Origin of the sequence: Gordonia liuliyuniae, from assembly GCF_021739025.1 — a bacterium.
In the GTDB taxonomy this organism is placed as follows: domain Bacteria; phylum Actinomycetota; class Actinomycetes; order Mycobacteriales; family Mycobacteriaceae; genus Gordonia; species Gordonia liuliyuniae.
This window is the reverse complement of sequence record NZ_JAKKOT010000006.1, coordinates 221416-235877: the sequence shown is the minus strand read 5'-3', so window position 1 is coordinate 235877 and position 14462 is coordinate 221416. Positions and strand designations below refer to the sequence as shown.

Below are 14462 nucleotides of genomic sequence, written 5' to 3'. Positions count from 1 at the left end.
ACCGGGGGAGCGCTACATTCAGGGGCATGCAGCGCAGAGTGTTCGCCCCGACCATCGACTTCGACCGCATTCGCCGCGAACTCGATCTCACCGCCGACTTCCCGCCGGAGGCGACCGCGGAGGCCCAGAGCGCCGCGGACCGGTTCGGCGATGGACGTGTCGACCGCACCGCCATCGAGTTCGTCACCATCGACCCGCCCGGCTCCAAAGACTTGGACCAAGCACTCCACGTGGTGGCCGACGGCGACGGATTCCTCGTGCACTACGCGATCGCGGATGTCGCCGCGCTCGTCGAACCCGGCGGTGCGATCGACACCGAGAGTCACGAACGCGGCCAGACGATGTACTTTCCCGACGGCAGCGTCCCGCTCCATCCGCGGCCGCTGTCCGAAGGCATCGGATCCCTGCTGCCCGACCAGGTCCGTCCCGCGGTGCTGTGGACCGTCCGAGTCGACGGCTCCGGCGACGTGGTCGCCGTCGACGTCGAACGAGCGACCATCCGCTCCCGGGAACGGTTCGACTACGCGGACGTCATGACCGCCTACGACGCAGGCACCCTGCACCCGTCGATCGCCGCGCTACCCGCGTTCGGGCGGACCCGACGCGACTGGTCGCTGCAGCGCGGCGCCGTCCAACTCGACCTGCCCGATCAAGAGATCGTGCCGCACGAAGGCGGTCGCGCGTGGACGCTGCAGATGGCGCCGCGCACTCCAGCTGACGACTGGAACGCCCAGGTCTCCCTGCTCGTCGGCATGTGCGCAGGCGACATCCAGCGCAAAGCGGGGATCGGTCTGTTGCGGACGGTGCCACCGGCCTCCGATCAGGCGATCACTGAACTCCGTGCCGCCGCGCAGCATCTCGGCGTCACATGGGCGGACGGAGCGTCGCCGGGAGAGTTCCTTGCGGCCCTGCCTGCCGACGCGCCGACGACCCTCGCGTTGATGACGGTCGGCGCACGCCTCATGCGCGGATCCGGCTATCTGTCGCTCGAGCCGGGCACCGACTATCGGGACGCCGACGTCGTGCACGCCGGCGTGGGCGGCGTCTACGCGCACGCCACGGCGCCGTTGCGGCGGCTCGGTGACAGGTACGTGACCGAAGTGTGCCTCGCCGTCACAAGCGGCCGCGACGTCCCCGACTGGGTGGCGGCCGCGCTCGGCTCGCTGCGTAAGACGATGGCCTCGTCGGACCAGCGTGCGTCCACCGCTGAACGTCGCAGCGTCGACCTCACCGAGGCGGTCGTCCTCGCCGACCAGATCGGCGCCCGATTCGACGCTGTCGTCATGCGTGACCCGAACGGCGAACGGTCCGCCGAGGTGTTCGTCTCCGCGCCCGCGATCGTCGGTCCGTGCGCCGACGCTCCCGCAGCAGGCGCCGCCTGCACCGTCGAAGTGACCGTCGCTGACACCGAGAGCGCGGTGATCGGTTTCCGCGCAGTCGCGTCCGCCGCTCAGAGTTTGCGGTAGGTCTTGACCGCTTTGCGGCCGCGGGCCTCTTCGCGGGCGTCGAGGCGACCGAGTACGAAGACGGCGGCGGGGCTCAGCGGTGTGTGTTCGGCGACCTCGGCCAGCCGCGCCCGGTTGACGACGGTGTCGTGGAAGACACCGAGATGGGTCTGGACCGCCTTCGCGTACGAGCCGATCTCCTTGAACGACGATCGGCGCAAGGTGGACGCCGACTCGGCGGTGTAGCGGGCTGCCTTGGCGCGCTTGCGGATCGTGTGCAGTTGCTCCCCCCATTCCGGCGACCACGCGTCGAAGTCGCGCAGCGTCTTCTGGGCACGGCGGAGCCGTCGGTACGACGCGGCGATCGCTTCGGCCGCCACGTCGCGGGCCGGGCTGTCCGCATCGAGCCCGGGCGTCGGATCGGCGATCAGCGCGTCGAGATCGTCCAACAGGGTCAGGTACCGGTCGGTCGACAACGCGAAACGCATCGACCTGACTGCCCGCTCGCGGCGGATGCGCTCGTTTTCGATGAGTGCTTCCCGCAGATCGGCCGGAGCGTTCTCGCGCGCCAGCATCAGCTCGTTCGTCGCCAACGAGACCTCCAGGTCTCGGGCGTCGCCGAGAACCCCACCGAGAAGCTTGAGCTCAGTCGAGACCGGATCGGCCGCACCCTGCGCGAGGACCTGCGGATACGAGGTGAGGATCGACCGGAGTTTCCGTGCGGCCACCCGCATCTGATGCACCGCGTCCGGGGCGTCTTCGCGGACCAGCGGATCGTAGGCGACGAGAGTGTCGCGGTGCGTCGCCAGATCGAACACGACGAGGTCCAGAGCAGTCGACTTGCGGCCGACGCTGCGGGATTCGACCGCGCGGGACTCGGTGGCGGCGGGCAGCGGACCGATCGCCCGCGCGAGCTTCGACACGCTCGACGCCTTCCGCGCGCCCGCCTCCCGCAGGTACGCCTTCGCCCGGGCGAGGAGCGGTCCGTCGCCGTCGACCAGCTCGAACTCCCACTCGGCCCAGCGTTCGACGCCGCCGCCGGGCAGCAGCGACTCCGCGGAGACGAGGTCCTCACAGAACACTCCGAGTTCACGACCGTCGGCGTCGAACACGCTCGTCATCGTGCGGTCGGTGGTGATCGTCGCGATCGGGACGAGCTCACCGAGCCGGACGATCGACGCCACCTGATCGCGCAGCACCGTCGGAACACCGCCGTCGAATACTGCGTCGTCAAACGAGACACCGAGCTCTCGACGGGCCGATTTCACCGTCGACGGACGTTTGAGGTGCCATCCGTCGTCGACGCCTCCGGCCCGGCGCCGCAGAGTGGTGCGGTTGCGGGCGAGGACCGTGTCGGCGGTGTCGTAATAGGTGGCTTCGAGCAGGTACGTCTGCGGAGCTCCGACACTCCCGTCGGGGACGAGCCCCGCCAGTTCGGGCGCGGGCAGGCCCGCGTCCACGTCGAACTTCAACTCGATCTCGAGAGACTCGTGGGCGCTCATGGCGTCAATGCTCCTGTGCTCAGCCTGCGGGTTGTGCGAAACGGTCGGTCGCTGCCACCAGGTGGTGGACGATTCCGGGCTCGAACGACGCGTGACCGGCGTCGTCGACGATATGGAGGTCGGCGGACGGCCACGCGCGGTGTAGATCCCACGCGCTGCGCATCGGGCACACGACGTCGTAGCGGCCCTGCACGATCACCGCCGGAATGTGGTCGATGGCCGCGATGTCACGCAGGAGCTGTCCGTCGTCGAGAAATCCGTGGTGGGTGAAGTAGTGGTTCTCGATGGTGGCGAACGCCAGATCCCACGGTCCGCCGTCGCCCGACGCGGGGCGTGGTGCGAGGTGGCTCGTCCGTCCCTCCCAGTCGGCCCACGCGCTCGCCGCGCGCTGCGCGACCTGCCGGTCGTCGCCGTTCAACAGTCGGTGGTAGACGGCGACGAGGTCGCTGTCGCGTTCGTCGTCGGGGATCGGTTCGAGATAGCGTTCCCACACGTCGGGGAAGATGTTGGCGGCGCCGCCGTTGTAGTACCAGTCGATTTCGCTGCGCCGCAGCAGGAAGATGCCGCGTAGCACGAGTTCGGTGACACGGTCGGGGTGCCGTTGCGCGTACGCCAGACCGAGCGTCGACCCCCACGAGCCGCCGAACACCTGCCAGCGGTCGATACCGAGGTGCGTTCGCAACGACTCCATGTCGGCGATCAGATGGTCGGTCGTGTTGACTGACAGGTCGGCGCCGTCGCTGATGTGGGGGCGCGACTTCCCACACCCTCGCTGATCGAACAACACGATCCGGTACCGCGCCGGGTCGAAGAACCGGCGTTGATCCGCCGTTGTACCGCCGCCGGGACCGCCGTGCACGAAGACCACCGGCTTCCCGTCGGGGTTACCGGTGGTCTCCCAGTAGATCTCCTGTCCGTCCCCGACGGACAGATGGTCGGACGCATACGGCTCGATCGCTGGATACAACGTGCGCATGCGCCCAACCCCTAATCATCAGTGTGCGTGAGTCATCAGTGTGCGTGTGCCGTCAGTACGAGTGCTCGGGCCCGGGGAACGAGGACGACGCGACCTCGCTCGCGTACTGACGTGCTGCCGCGCCCAACTCGTCGCCGAGGGACGCGTACCGCTTGACGAACTTGGCGGTCTTGCCGTGCGTGTAACCCGCGGCGTCCTGCCAGACGAGGACTTGAGCGTCGGTCTCGTTGCCCGCGCCGATCCCGACAGTCGCGATGGTGAGCTTGCGGGTGATCTGTCCGGCGACGTCGGCTGGCACCATCTCCATGACGACAGAGAACGCGCCTGCCTCCTGGACGGCGATCGCGTCGGCGATCAACTGGTCGGCGGCGTCTCCGCGGCCCTGGACCCGGTAGCCGCCCAGACCGTTGACGCTCTGCGGTGTGAAACCGATGTGCGCCATTACCGGGATGCCTGCAGCGGTGAGCGCGGCGATCTGCGGCGCGATGCGTTCCCCGCCCTCGATCTTGATCGCGTGCGCGCCCGACTCCTTGAACATCCGCACCGCCGACTCGAGCGCCTGCTGCGGGCTCGCCTCGTATGTGCCGAACGGGAGATCGGCGACGACGAGTGCGTGCGGCGCGCCGCGGACCACCGCACGCGCGAGCGGGATGAGCTCGTCGAGGGTGATCGGGATCGTGGTGTCGTACCCGTAGACGACGTTGGCCGCAGAGTCGCCGATCAACAAGACGGGGATCTCGGCGTCGTCGAAGATGCGGGCGGTGGAGTAGTCGTACGCGGTGAGCATCGCCCACTTGTGGCCTTCGGTTTTCCACTTCGCGAGATGCTGAATGCGGACCGGACGGCGCGGCGACGACGGGGTGGAGCTGGATCCGTAGACGGAGTTTTCCGACACGACTTGATTCTCCGACATGACTTGCCTCATTTCTGCCTCGAGTCCCGCATGGCGCGGGTACCCGGGTTGGTGTGGACGACCTCGATTCTTCCACCGTCGCGGCAGGACCGGCAGGGGCTGGTCGGTGGCGTTAGTCACAGCGAGTGGCCTGACGGGCGCCGCGGCGACACGAACTGGACGGTGTAACACGGGCGTAACTGCGGAGCACTAAGGTTCGGGTATGGATCGCCAACAGGAATTCGTGCTGCGCACCCTCGAGGAGCGCGATATCCGCTTCGTCCGGCTGTGGTTCACCGACATTCTCGGTTATCTGAAGTCGGTGGCGATCGCGCCGGCCGAACTCGAAGGCGCGTTCGCCGAAGGCATCGGCTTCGACGGTTCGGCGATCGAAGGACTCTCCCGGGTGTCCGAGGCCGACACCGTCGCCAAACCCGACCCGTCGACGTTCCAGGTGCTGCCGTGGACGAGCGACGAGAAGAACTATTCCGCGCGCATCTTCTGCGACATCGCGATGCCTGACGGGACACCGTCGTGGGCCGACCCGCGCAACGTCCTGCGTCGCCAGCTGAACAAGGCAGCTGACCAGGGATTCACCTGCTACGTCCACCCGGAGATCGAATTCTTCCTCCTCAAGGACACTCCGGACGACGGCACGCCACCGATCCCGGCGGACGGCGGCGGCTACTTCGATCAGACGTTCCACCACTCGGCCCCGAACTTCCGTCGGCATGCGATCGACGCACTCGAATCGATGGGGATCTCCGTCGAGTTCTCCCACCACGAGGCCGCGCCCGGTCAACAGGAGATCGACCTGCGGTACGCCGACGCGCTGTCGATGGCCGACAACGTGATGACGTTCCGCTATCTGGTGAAGCAGGTCGCGTTCAACGACAACGTTCGGGCGACGTTCATGCCCAAGCCGTTCAGTGAGCATCCCGGTTCGGCGATGCACACGCATCTGAGCCTGTTCGAGGGCGACACCAACGCCTTCCACGATCCGGACGATCCGATGCAGCTCTCGACGGTCGGTCGGCAGTTCGTCGCGGGCATCCTGGAGCACGCCACCGAGATAAGCGCCGTCACCAACCAGTGGGTCAACAGCTACAAGCGTCTCGTCTACGGCGACGAGGCTCCGACTGCGGCGACGTGGGGACGGGCCAACCGTTCGGCGATGGTGCGTCTGCCGCTGTACACGCCGAACAAGGCGTCGTCGCGTCGTGTCGAGATCCGCACGCCTGACTCGGCGTGCAACCCGTACCTGTCGTTCGCGGTGATGCTCTCTGCCGGGCTCAAAGGCATCGAGGAGGGCTACGAGCTGCCCGAAGAGGCCGAAGACAACGTGTGGGCGTTGACGCCCGCCGAGCGTCGGGCGATGGGGTACCGCGAACTGCCCGGGTCGCTGGCCGAAGCGCTGACCGAGATGGAGAAGTCCGAGCTGGTCGCCGAGGCTCTGGGGGAGCACGTCTTCGACTACTTCCTTCGGAACAAGTGGGCCGAGTGGGCGGCGTACCGTGGCCGGGTGACGCCGTTCGAGCTCGAGCGCTACCTGCCGTTGTAAGGGGTTTCGAGAGTGACGAGAGGTGGAGGCCGGTCGGCTGTCCCGAGCCCTGGGCGTCTCGGGCTGCTCGACGAGAACGCGCGCGAGAGTCTCCTCGTGCTCGGCTGGTCGTCGCCCGACGACGTCGATCTGCTGTGGGCGCTGTCGAGGGCCCCGGACCCGGACCTCGCGTTGCGGGCACTGGTCCGACTGCGCGAGCGGGAAGACGAGCCGTGGCGGGAGGTGGAACGGTTCCTACGCACGTCGAAACCGTTCCGCGGCCGCCTCCTGTCGGTGCTCGGCGGTTCCGATGCGCTGGCCGACCACATCGTCGCCGAGCCCGACGCGTGGCGGCTCCTCATCGACGACGCCATGCCCACGGTCGACGAGTCGCGTTCCGCGCTGCTGGCGGCCGTGGAGGCGACGCCGGATTCGAGCGCCGGCGACGGCGACCTGACGTTCCGTGCGGGGATCACTGGCAACGATGCGGTCACGGCGCTGCGCCGCGTCTACCGCGACCAGGTCTTGATCCTGGCCGCGCACGATCTCGCGGCGACCGTCGAAGACGAGCCGGTCCTGTATCTGCCCGAGGTCGGCGGACGACTCGCCGATCTCGCCGACGTCGCGTTGACGGCGGCGTTGGCCGTCGCGATCGCCGACGTCGTCGGCGACGCACAGCTCGAGACCCGGATGGCCGTCGTCGCGATGGGCAAATGCGGTGCGCGCGAACTCAACTACGTCAGCGACGTGGATATCGTCTTCGTCGCCGAACCCGCCGACCCGACGTCGGCGCGGATCGCAGGCGAGATGATGCGGATCGGGTCGCTCGCGTTCTTCGACGTCGACGCCGGGCTGCGGCCGGAAGGCAAGTCGGGTGCGCTGACGAGGACCCTCGAATCCCATATCGCCTACTACCAGCGGTGGGCCAAGACCTGGGAGTTTCAGGCGCTGCTGAAGGCTCGGCCGATGGCCGGCGACATGAGCTTGGGCCGCGACTACGTGCTCGCGACGTCGCCGATGGTGTGGGACGCGTCCGAGCGTGACGACTTCGTCCCTGAAGTGCAGGCGATGCGCCGACGGGTCGAGTCCCTGGTGCCCGACGACTACAAGGCGCGGAACTTGAAGCTCGGCCGCGGCGGACTCCGCGACGTCGAGTTCGCCGTCCAACTGCTGCAGATGGTGCACGGCCGGGTGGACGCCTCATTGCGGGTCCAGTCGACGCTCGACGCGCTCGACGCGCTCGTCACAGGCGGATACATCAGCCGTGACGACGGCGCGAACTTCTCCGCGTCCTACCAGTTCCTCCGGCTCCTGGAACATCGGCTGCAACTGCAGCGCCTGCAGCGGACACATCTGCTGCCCGCCCCGGACGACGATCCTGCGGTGCGCTGGTTGGCGCGCGCCGCGCACATTCGCCCCGAGGGCGACAAGGATGCGACGCACGTCTTCCGGCGGGGTCTACGCAGACAGGTCACGCGGGTGCGGCAGCTGCACGAGAAGCTGTTCTACCGTCCGCTGCTCGACGCCGTCGCCCGAACGGACAAGGGACTGCTGCGGCTCACCGACGACTCGGCCAAACGCCAGTTGGCCGCGCTCGGCTACGCGATGCCCGACCGTGCGCTCGCGCACATCCGCGCGTTGGCGTCGACGCCGGGCCGGACCGGAGCCATCCAGTCGATGATTCTGCCGGGACTGCTTGAACACATCAGCGATGCGCCCGACCCGGACGCCGGGCTGCTCAACTACCGCAAGCTCAGCGAACAGATGGGCACCACGTCGTGGTATCTGCGCCTGCTGCGCGACGACGGCGTCGTCGCCGAGTCCCTGATGCGGGTGCTCGGGACGAGCGAATACATCGCCGACTTGCTGATGCGGTCGCCGGACGTCATTCAGATGTATTCGATCGGCGCCACCGGACCGAAGCTCACCGAGGTCGACCCCGCCGATGTCGCGAAGGGGCTGCGCGCGTCGATGCGGCGCGCGCCGGACCTGACGCGGGCGATCGCCGTCGCCCGTTCGCACCGTCGGGCTGAGCTCGCCCGGATCGCATCGGCCGACATCCTCGGTCTGATGAGCGTCCAAGAGGTGTGCCGCGCCCTGTCGACGGTGTGGGCGACGGTCTTGGACGCTTCGCTGGACAAGGTGGTCGAGGAGTCGCTGCGGACCCGGGGGGCAGCCGCGCCTGCGCGCATCGCCGTCATCGGCATGGGCAGGCTCGGCGGCGGCGAACTCGGGTACGGTTCGGACGCCGACGTGCTGTTCGTCTGCGAGCCGGTCGCCGGTTTCGACGACTCGGAGGCGGTCACCTGGGCGCAGAGCGTCGCCGAACAGGTGCGGACGATGCTCGGGTCACCGAGCGCCGACCCCCCGCTCGAAGTGGACATCGGTCTGCGTCCCGAAGGACGCAACGGTCCGGTGGTGCGGACACTCGGGTCGTACGCGGCGTACTACCGCCAGTGGGCGGAGGCATGGGAGGTGCAGGCGTTGTTGCGTGCGCACACCGTCGCGGGCGACGACGACCTGGGCTTGGACTTCCTGCACATGATCGACGAGACGCGGTATCCGGCCGGAGGCGTCTCACCAGACGCGGTCCGCGACATCCGTCGGATCAAAGCGCGAGTCGATTCCGAACGGCTGCCGCGCGGCGCGGATCCGGCGACGCACACCAAGCTCGGTCGCGGTGGACTCGCCGACGTCGAATGGACTGTGCAGTTGACCCAGTTGCGGTACGCGCACGAGTGTCCGTCGCTGCACAACACATCGACGTTGGAGACGTTGGAGGCGATCGCCGCCGCCGATCTGATCCCGGCCGAGCAGGTCGACATCCTCACTGACGCGTGGATCACCGCGACCCACGCCCGTAACGCGCTGGTGCTGGTGCGGGGCAAACCTGTCGACCAGCTTCCCGGTCCCGGACGACAACTGCGGGCTGTCGCGTACGCGGCGGGGTGGCCGCAGGAGGAGGCGACCGAGTTCCTCGAGCACTACATGCGCGTGACCCGTCGGGCGAAGGCAGTGGTCACCGAGGTGTTCGGCGTCTGAGGTTTTCCGCGCGCGTGCGGGTTCGGCCCGTGCCGTGTCAATTCTCAAATGACGGGATTCTCCCGTAGGCTTCCGAGAATGGGATCCTTACGTACCCGAATCGGGCATAAGGTCGCTGACGCGATCATCGCGTCGGTCCGCGTCGGACAGCAGATGACGAAACCTGTACTGGTCTTGGGAAACCAAGTGGTGCAACGGTTCCCGAAGGAATTCGTCCCGCTGGGCAGCGAGCGCAACGACGCGCAGGGTCGTGTCGTGTACGACTTCTTCGCAGGAATCGGTCCCGAGCTGGCGCATCCCGGCGGCGACCTCCCGGGCGCCAATCGCTGGGATGACCCACTCGACCCCGACCATCCGATCCCGGTGATCCTCGTGCACGGGACCGCGGGCGGCGCGCAGACCAACTGGGCGACGTACGTGCCGTTGCTGACTGATGCGGGCTATTCGGTGTTCAGCCTCACCTACGGAGCGATCGAAGGATCGCGGTGGCCGATCTCGGCGCTCGGTGGCATGCGGCCGATCGAGGAGAGCGCCGCCGAGTTCGGCGCGTTCGCCGAGAAGGTGATGGGAGCGACCGGCTCGGACAAGGTCCACGTCGTCGGCCACTCCCAGGGCACCCTGGTCCCGAATTATTGGGCGAAGTTCCTGGGCGGGGCGGACAAGATCGGCAAGTACGTGTCGCTCGCCCCGCTCTGGGAGGGCACGTCGCTGATCGACGCGGCGAGCCTCGTGTTCACCGGGGCCAACAAGAGGCTGGGACTCGATCCCGCGACGGTCATCCCGTGCCGTGCGCTCCCGCAGATGATGGACGGTTCGAGGTTCATCGCGAAAATGAACTCCGACGGCGGCCCGTACGTGCCGGGCATCGAGTACACGAACATCTCGACGATGCACGACGAACTCGTCCGACCGTTCACCTCGGGTCAGACGCCCGGCGGCGACGGCGTGACGGTGCACAACATCGTCTTGCAGACCGGGTGCTCGAAGGACCTGTCCGACCACCTGGGCATCTGCGGATCGCCCCGCGCTGCCGCCTACGTTCTCAACGCGCTCGACGACGAGCCGATGCGCGTCGTCCCGTGCCAGATGGTCGCACCGTTCTTCGGGACTCCACTGCTGCGGCGGACCGGCGGCGTCCCGGAGTTCATCGCACCGCTCGCGGCATCGCCGAAACGCTCACCCGGGTGGCGGCGTTCAGACCGGGCGAGCCACGCGGACAGTCAGTAGCCGTCGACGATCGTCAGTGCGAAGATCAGGGTGTCGTCGCCCTGGATCTTGGCCTGCTCGTTGCCGGTGGGGCCGTAACCGTCGGTCGGGGTCATCGCGACGGCCACCGTCGACCCGATCTTCTGGCCGACCAGAGCCTTCGAGAATCCGGGTACCACGGCCGTCGGATTGAATTTGGCGGGCTCGCCCCGCTCGAAGGCGTTGTCGAACGTGTTCCCGTCGCGGCCGTTCACGCCCTGGTAGCACACCTGCACGTCCATCGCCTCGGTCACCTCGTCGCCGTCGCCCTCCTTGAGCGTCTTGACGGTGGTCTCGTCGACGGTGAACGGTCCGTTCACGGTGATGAGGGGAGCGGTGTCGTCGGTGGGTGCGACGACCGCGAGCGAGCCCGTCTTACCTGGCAGTGTCCAGTCGGCCTTCGTGCCCGCAGCGGGAACGTCTTTGGGGCACGAGAGGGCGTCTGACGAGTCGTCGTCGGAGGAGCAGGCGGCAAGCGTGAACGCGGTGAGTGCCGCGGGAATCAGGATCAGGGGCTTGAACTTCGTGGTCAGCGTCATGGACGTCAAGGCTACCGGCAGGTGCCGCCGGGCAGCAGCGCCAGGTTGGCGTTCAACCAGTCGGCGACCCGATCGAGTTCGCGGGTGCCGGTCTCGAACGCCATCGCGGGACGGTGCGTGCTCATCGAGACCGCCACCTGCTCGCCGTCGGGGAGCGTCAACACGCCGATCTGTCGGACGACGTAACCGCCGTCGGATGCCTCACCCCAGCCGCCTTTGACGGGAGTGTGGTCGCCGACCCGGCGAAGACCCCACTCTTGAACGCCCGCCACGTCGCGCATCAGCTCGAGGACGTGGTCGCTGCCGATCATGCACGGAAGGTGCGCGGTCCACGTCGCCGAATCGGCGAGACTCCACGAGGTCTCGCCGAGCATCGGATAGTCGCCGCCGTGGCGCGGCGCCGGCACCGTCGTCGTGTCGCCGCCCTCCCGAAGGACGGCCGTCAGTTCGTCGGACGCCTCCACCGGCGACCCGAGCGAACGAGTGAGCACACGTGCGGAGCGGTTGTCGGAGTCGATGAGGGCGTTCGCCTCGGTGCGGCTCATACCGTGCTTGCGTTCGGCGGCCAGGCCGAGTGGGGCCTTGATCGTCGACCACGCGTCCTGCACGCGTTGATCGCCCAGCAGGATCGTGTCGCCGCCGCCGACGGGGGTGAGGGCGACACCGGTCGGCGTCGTCAGTTTCAGTGCCGCGAACGAATCCTGCAGAGACTTGGCGGCCGCCGGCCCGGCAGGCCCGGCCGGGCCTGCGGGCGTGGAAGGCTCCTCGTCGCTTCGGAACACGAAGTAGCTCGCGACCCCGAGAACCACGACGACGGCGATCACGATCACTGCGACGGCGAGCGAGCGCAGCGAACGGCGTTCGCCGCCGCTCGGCGCTTCGATCCGGTGTCGCCCGCCCATCGACCAGTCCCTCCCCGTACTGTTCGCCATGTCTCCACGTGCACTGGACGTGGACACTACCTGTGAGGCGTCCCCGCGGGTACGTCGCCCTCGATGACGAAACGGCCCGCTCGGAGGAGAATCCGAGCGGGCCGTTTCGTAACAGATCAGCAGTCGTAGTAGAGCGAGAACTCGTACGGGTGCGGACGGATCTGGATGGGCTCGATCTCGTTGTCGCGCTTGAGAGCGACCCAGGTCTCGATGAGGTCCTCGGTGAACACGCCGCCTGCGGTCAGGTAGTCGTGGTCCTCTTCGAGGCGGTCGATGACCGCGGCCAGCGAGGTCGGGGCCTGCGGAATGCCCTTGGCCTCCTCCGGCGGAAGCTCGTACAGGTCCTTGTCGACGGGCTCGTGCGGCTCGATCTTGTTCTTCACGCCGTCCAGTCCGGCCATCATCATGGCGGCGAACGCCAAGTACGGGTTGCCCGAGCTGTCGGGGCAACGGAACTCGACGCGCTTGGCCTTCGGGTTGTTTCCGGTCACCGGGATACGGACGCAGGCGCTGCGGTTGCGCTGGCTGTAGACCAAGTTGATCGGGGCCTCGTATCCGGGGACCAGACGCTTGTACGAGTTCATCGTCGGGTTGGTGAACGCCAACAGCGACGGCGCGTGGTGCAGGATGCCGCCGATGTAGTGGCGTGCGACGTCCGAGAGGCCGGCGTAGCCCGACTCGTCGTGGAACAGCGGCTTGCCGTCCTTCCACAGCGACTGGTGAGCGTGCATGCCCGATCCGTTGTCGCCGAACAGCGGCTTCGGCATGAACGTGACCGACTTCTGGTTCTGCCACGCAGTGTTCTTGATGATGTACTTGAACAACTGGACGTCGTCCGCCGCGTGCAGAAGCGTGTTGAACTTGTAGTTGATCTCCGCCTGGCCGCCGGTGCCGACCTCGTGGTGACCGCGCTCGAGCTCGAAACCCGAGTTCTGCAGGTTGGACGACATCTCGTCGCGCAGGTCCACATAGTGGTCGTACGGTGCGACGGGGAAGTATCCGCCCTTCTGGCGGACCTTGTAGCCGAGGTTCGGGGTGCCGTCCGGGTTGGTCGGCGACGCTGAATTCCACCAGCCGGAGACCGACTCGACCTCGTAGTGGGTCGAGTTCATCTCGGAGCTGAACGAGACCGAGTCGAAGATGTAGAACTCGGCTTCGGCACCGAAGAAGCAGGTGTCGGCGATACCGGTCGAGAGCAGGTAGTCCTCGGCCTTGCGGGCGACGTTGCGCGGGTCGCGGCTGTACGCCTCACGCGTGAACGGGTCGTGGACGAAGAAGCTGATGTTCATCGTCTTCGCCTTGCGGAACGGGTCGATCCGGGCCGTCGCCGGGTCGGGCAGAAGCATCATGTCCGACTCGTCGATGGACTGGAAGCCGCGGACCGACGAGCCGTCGAACGCCAGGCCCTCGGTGAAGACGTCCTCGTTGAACGCCGCTGCAGGGATCGAGAAGTGCTGCATGGTGCCCGGCAGGTCGCAGAAGCGGATGTCGACGTACTCGACGCCTTCGGATTTGATGCCTTCGAGCAGCTCTTCGTTCGTGTTGTACACGGTGGGCCTGACTCCTTAAATCAAAACGTTCCGGCCAGAACCTCTGACCGCAGGTCGCATCGACCGGATTCGGCAGGTGCGACTCTCACCGAGAAATCTATGGAGGTGAGGTTGCCCGGGCGTCAAGCGAATGTTTCCCCTGTGTTACGTCACGGGCGACGTGTTACAGGTTAGTCGCCTGCCGACGACGTATGTGCGGTGAATGCCGTGTGTGTGCCGGTGGTCACGGGAATTGGATCATCCGTCTCGCCGACTACGATGGTAGCCATGACTGCACGGCGTGAAGAGGAGACGTCCCGGCGCGCGATGGGATCGTGGCTGTCGGGTACCCAGATGCCGGGCGGCGAGAACAACGACTATCGCGGTGAAGACCTCGGTCTTCCGGCGAGCGGTGTCGGGTCGCTGGCCACCGGTTGGCAACGCGTCCTCGGTCTTCTGGTCGACTGGCTCATCTCGTACGGCGTCGCGTTCCTGATCTTGGGCGGATGGCACAACAACATCGGGACGACCGTGCTCATCGTCTGGTTCGTGATCGGTGTGCTCGCGGTGTCGCTCTTCGGATTCACTCCCGGCCAGTACATCACCGGTATGCGGGTGGCGCGGGTCGACTTCGGAGCCGAACGAGGCGCGGCCGAGGCCGCCGGCGAGGTGCCGCGAGCAGCGGTCGGGCCGGTCCGCGCACTCGGTCGCCAGGTCTTGATCAGCTTCGTAGTTCCGGCGCTCATCAACGATTTCAACGGCCGCGCCATGCACGATCGCGCCACGGGGACCGCGCTGGTCCGCACGCGCGGCTGACGAT

General features: G+C 67.3%; 11 protein-coding genes. 5 read left to right on the top strand and 6 right to left on the bottom strand.

Translation table 11 applies throughout. The annotated features are described in order from the left end of the window. Positions 1-26: 26 nt before the first annotated feature. The gene (locus L5G28_RS14315) at positions 27-1466 is read left to right on the top strand and encodes a ribonuclease catalytic domain-containing protein (RefSeq protein ID WP_237002116.1); all 1440 of its coding nucleotides are present in this window, start codon (positions 27-29) and stop codon (positions 1464-1466) included. Here the strand turns inward: L5G28_RS14315 and L5G28_RS14310 are convergent. Genes L5G28_RS14310 through panB form a run of 3 tightly spaced genes read right to left on the bottom strand, consistent with a single transcriptional unit; the run spans position 1451 to position 4818 of the window. Then, entirely contained in the window at positions 1451-2947 is a 1497-nt protein-coding gene (locus tag L5G28_RS14310; RefSeq protein WP_237002115.1) for a CYTH and CHAD domain-containing protein, read from the bottom strand. The genes L5G28_RS14315 and L5G28_RS14310 overlap by 16 nt on opposite strands. Positions 2948-2966: 19 nt before the next feature. Then, positions 2967-3923 (bottom strand): prolyl aminopeptidase, encoded by a 957-nt coding sequence (gene pip, locus L5G28_RS14305; protein WP_237002114.1) that lies wholly within the window; start codon positions 3921-3923, stop codon positions 2967-2969. A 52-nt stretch (positions 3924-3975) separates the two neighbouring features. Continuing rightward, positions 3976-4818, bottom strand: a complete 843-nt coding sequence (panB, locus tag L5G28_RS14300) for a 3-methyl-2-oxobutanoate hydroxymethyltransferase (protein WP_237002113.1) — start codon at positions 4816-4818, stop codon at positions 3976-3978. 220 nt (positions 4819-5038) lie between these two features. Between panB and L5G28_RS14295 the strand changes: the two genes are divergently transcribed. From L5G28_RS14295 to L5G28_RS14285, 3 genes are all read left to right on the top strand, one after another. Continuing rightward, a complete protein-coding gene (locus L5G28_RS14295; RefSeq protein ID WP_236998576.1) occupies positions 5039-6376 on the top strand; it encodes a glutamine synthetase family protein in 1338 nt (445 codons plus the stop codon). Positions 6377-6388: 12 nt separating this feature from the next. After that, a complete protein-coding gene (locus L5G28_RS14290; protein ID WP_237002112.1) occupies positions 6389-9397 on the top strand; it encodes a bifunctional [glutamine synthetase] adenylyltransferase/[glutamine synthetase]-adenylyl-L-tyrosine phosphorylase in 3009 nt (1002 codons plus the stop codon). Between the two features lie 78 nt (positions 9398-9475). After that, a complete protein-coding gene (locus L5G28_RS14285) occupies positions 9476-10624 on the top strand; it encodes an esterase/lipase family protein (RefSeq protein ID WP_237002111.1) in 1149 nt (382 codons plus the stop codon). On the opposite strand, the gene L5G28_RS14280 is transcribed toward L5G28_RS14285, so the two are convergent. The 3 genes from L5G28_RS14280 to glnA all read right to left on the bottom strand — a co-directional run bounded on the left by L5G28_RS14280 (position 10618) and on the right by glnA (position 13663). Further along, the gene (locus L5G28_RS14280; protein ID WP_237002110.1) at positions 10618-11181 is read right to left on the bottom strand and encodes an FKBP-type peptidyl-prolyl cis-trans isomerase; all 564 of its coding nucleotides are present in this window, start codon (positions 11179-11181) and stop codon (positions 10618-10620) included. The two genes, L5G28_RS14285 and L5G28_RS14280, sit on opposite strands and share 7 nt — an antisense overlap. A gap of 11 nt (positions 11182-11192) precedes the next feature. Continuing rightward, on the bottom strand, positions 11193-12113 hold the full coding sequence (locus tag L5G28_RS14275) for a hypothetical protein (RefSeq protein ID WP_237002109.1): 921 nt from the start codon (positions 12111-12113) through the stop codon (positions 11193-11195). A 116-nt stretch (positions 12114-12229) separates the two neighbouring features. Beyond that, on the bottom strand, positions 12230-13663 hold the full coding sequence (glnA, locus tag L5G28_RS14270) for a type I glutamate--ammonia ligase (RefSeq protein WP_237002108.1): 1434 nt from the start codon (positions 13661-13663) through the stop codon (positions 12230-12232). Between the two features lie 267 nt (positions 13664-13930). On the opposite strand from glnA, the gene L5G28_RS14265 reads away from it, so the two are divergent. Further along, positions 13931-14458 (top strand): RDD family protein, encoded by a 528-nt coding sequence (locus L5G28_RS14265; RefSeq protein ID WP_237002107.1) that lies wholly within the window; start codon positions 13931-13933, stop codon positions 14456-14458. The last annotated feature ends 4 nt before the right edge of the window (positions 14459-14462 follow it).

Bases quoted from the DNA above. Each gene is read 5' to 3' on its own strand.
- L5G28_RS14315 (WP_237002116.1), top strand. From the start codon at position 27: ATGCAGCGCAGAGTGTTCGCCCCGACCATCGACTTCGACCGCATTCGC.
- L5G28_RS14310 (WP_237002115.1), bottom strand. From the start codon at position 2,947: ATGAGCGCCCACGAGTCTCTCGAGATCGAGTTGAAGTTCGACGTGGAC.
- pip (WP_237002114.1), bottom strand. From the start codon at position 3,923: ATGCGCACGTTGTATCCAGCGATCGAGCCGTATGCGTCCGACCATCTG.
- L5G28_RS14295 (WP_236998576.1), top strand. From the start codon at position 5,039: ATGGATCGCCAACAGGAATTCGTGCTGCGCACCCTCGAGGAGCGCGAT.
- L5G28_RS14285 (WP_237002111.1), top strand. From the start codon at position 9,476: ATGGGATCCTTACGTACCCGAATCGGGCATAAGGTCGCTGACGCGATC.
- L5G28_RS14280 (WP_237002110.1), bottom strand. From the start codon at position 11,181: ATGACGCTGACCACGAAGTTCAAGCCCCTGATCCTGATTCCCGCGGCA.
- L5G28_RS14275 (WP_237002109.1), bottom strand. From the start codon at position 12,113: ATGGCGAACAGTACGGGGAGGGACTGGTCGATGGGCGGGCGACACCGG.
- L5G28_RS14265 (WP_237002107.1), top strand. From the start codon at position 13,931: ATGACTGCACGGCGTGAAGAGGAGACGTCCCGGCGCGCGATGGGATCG.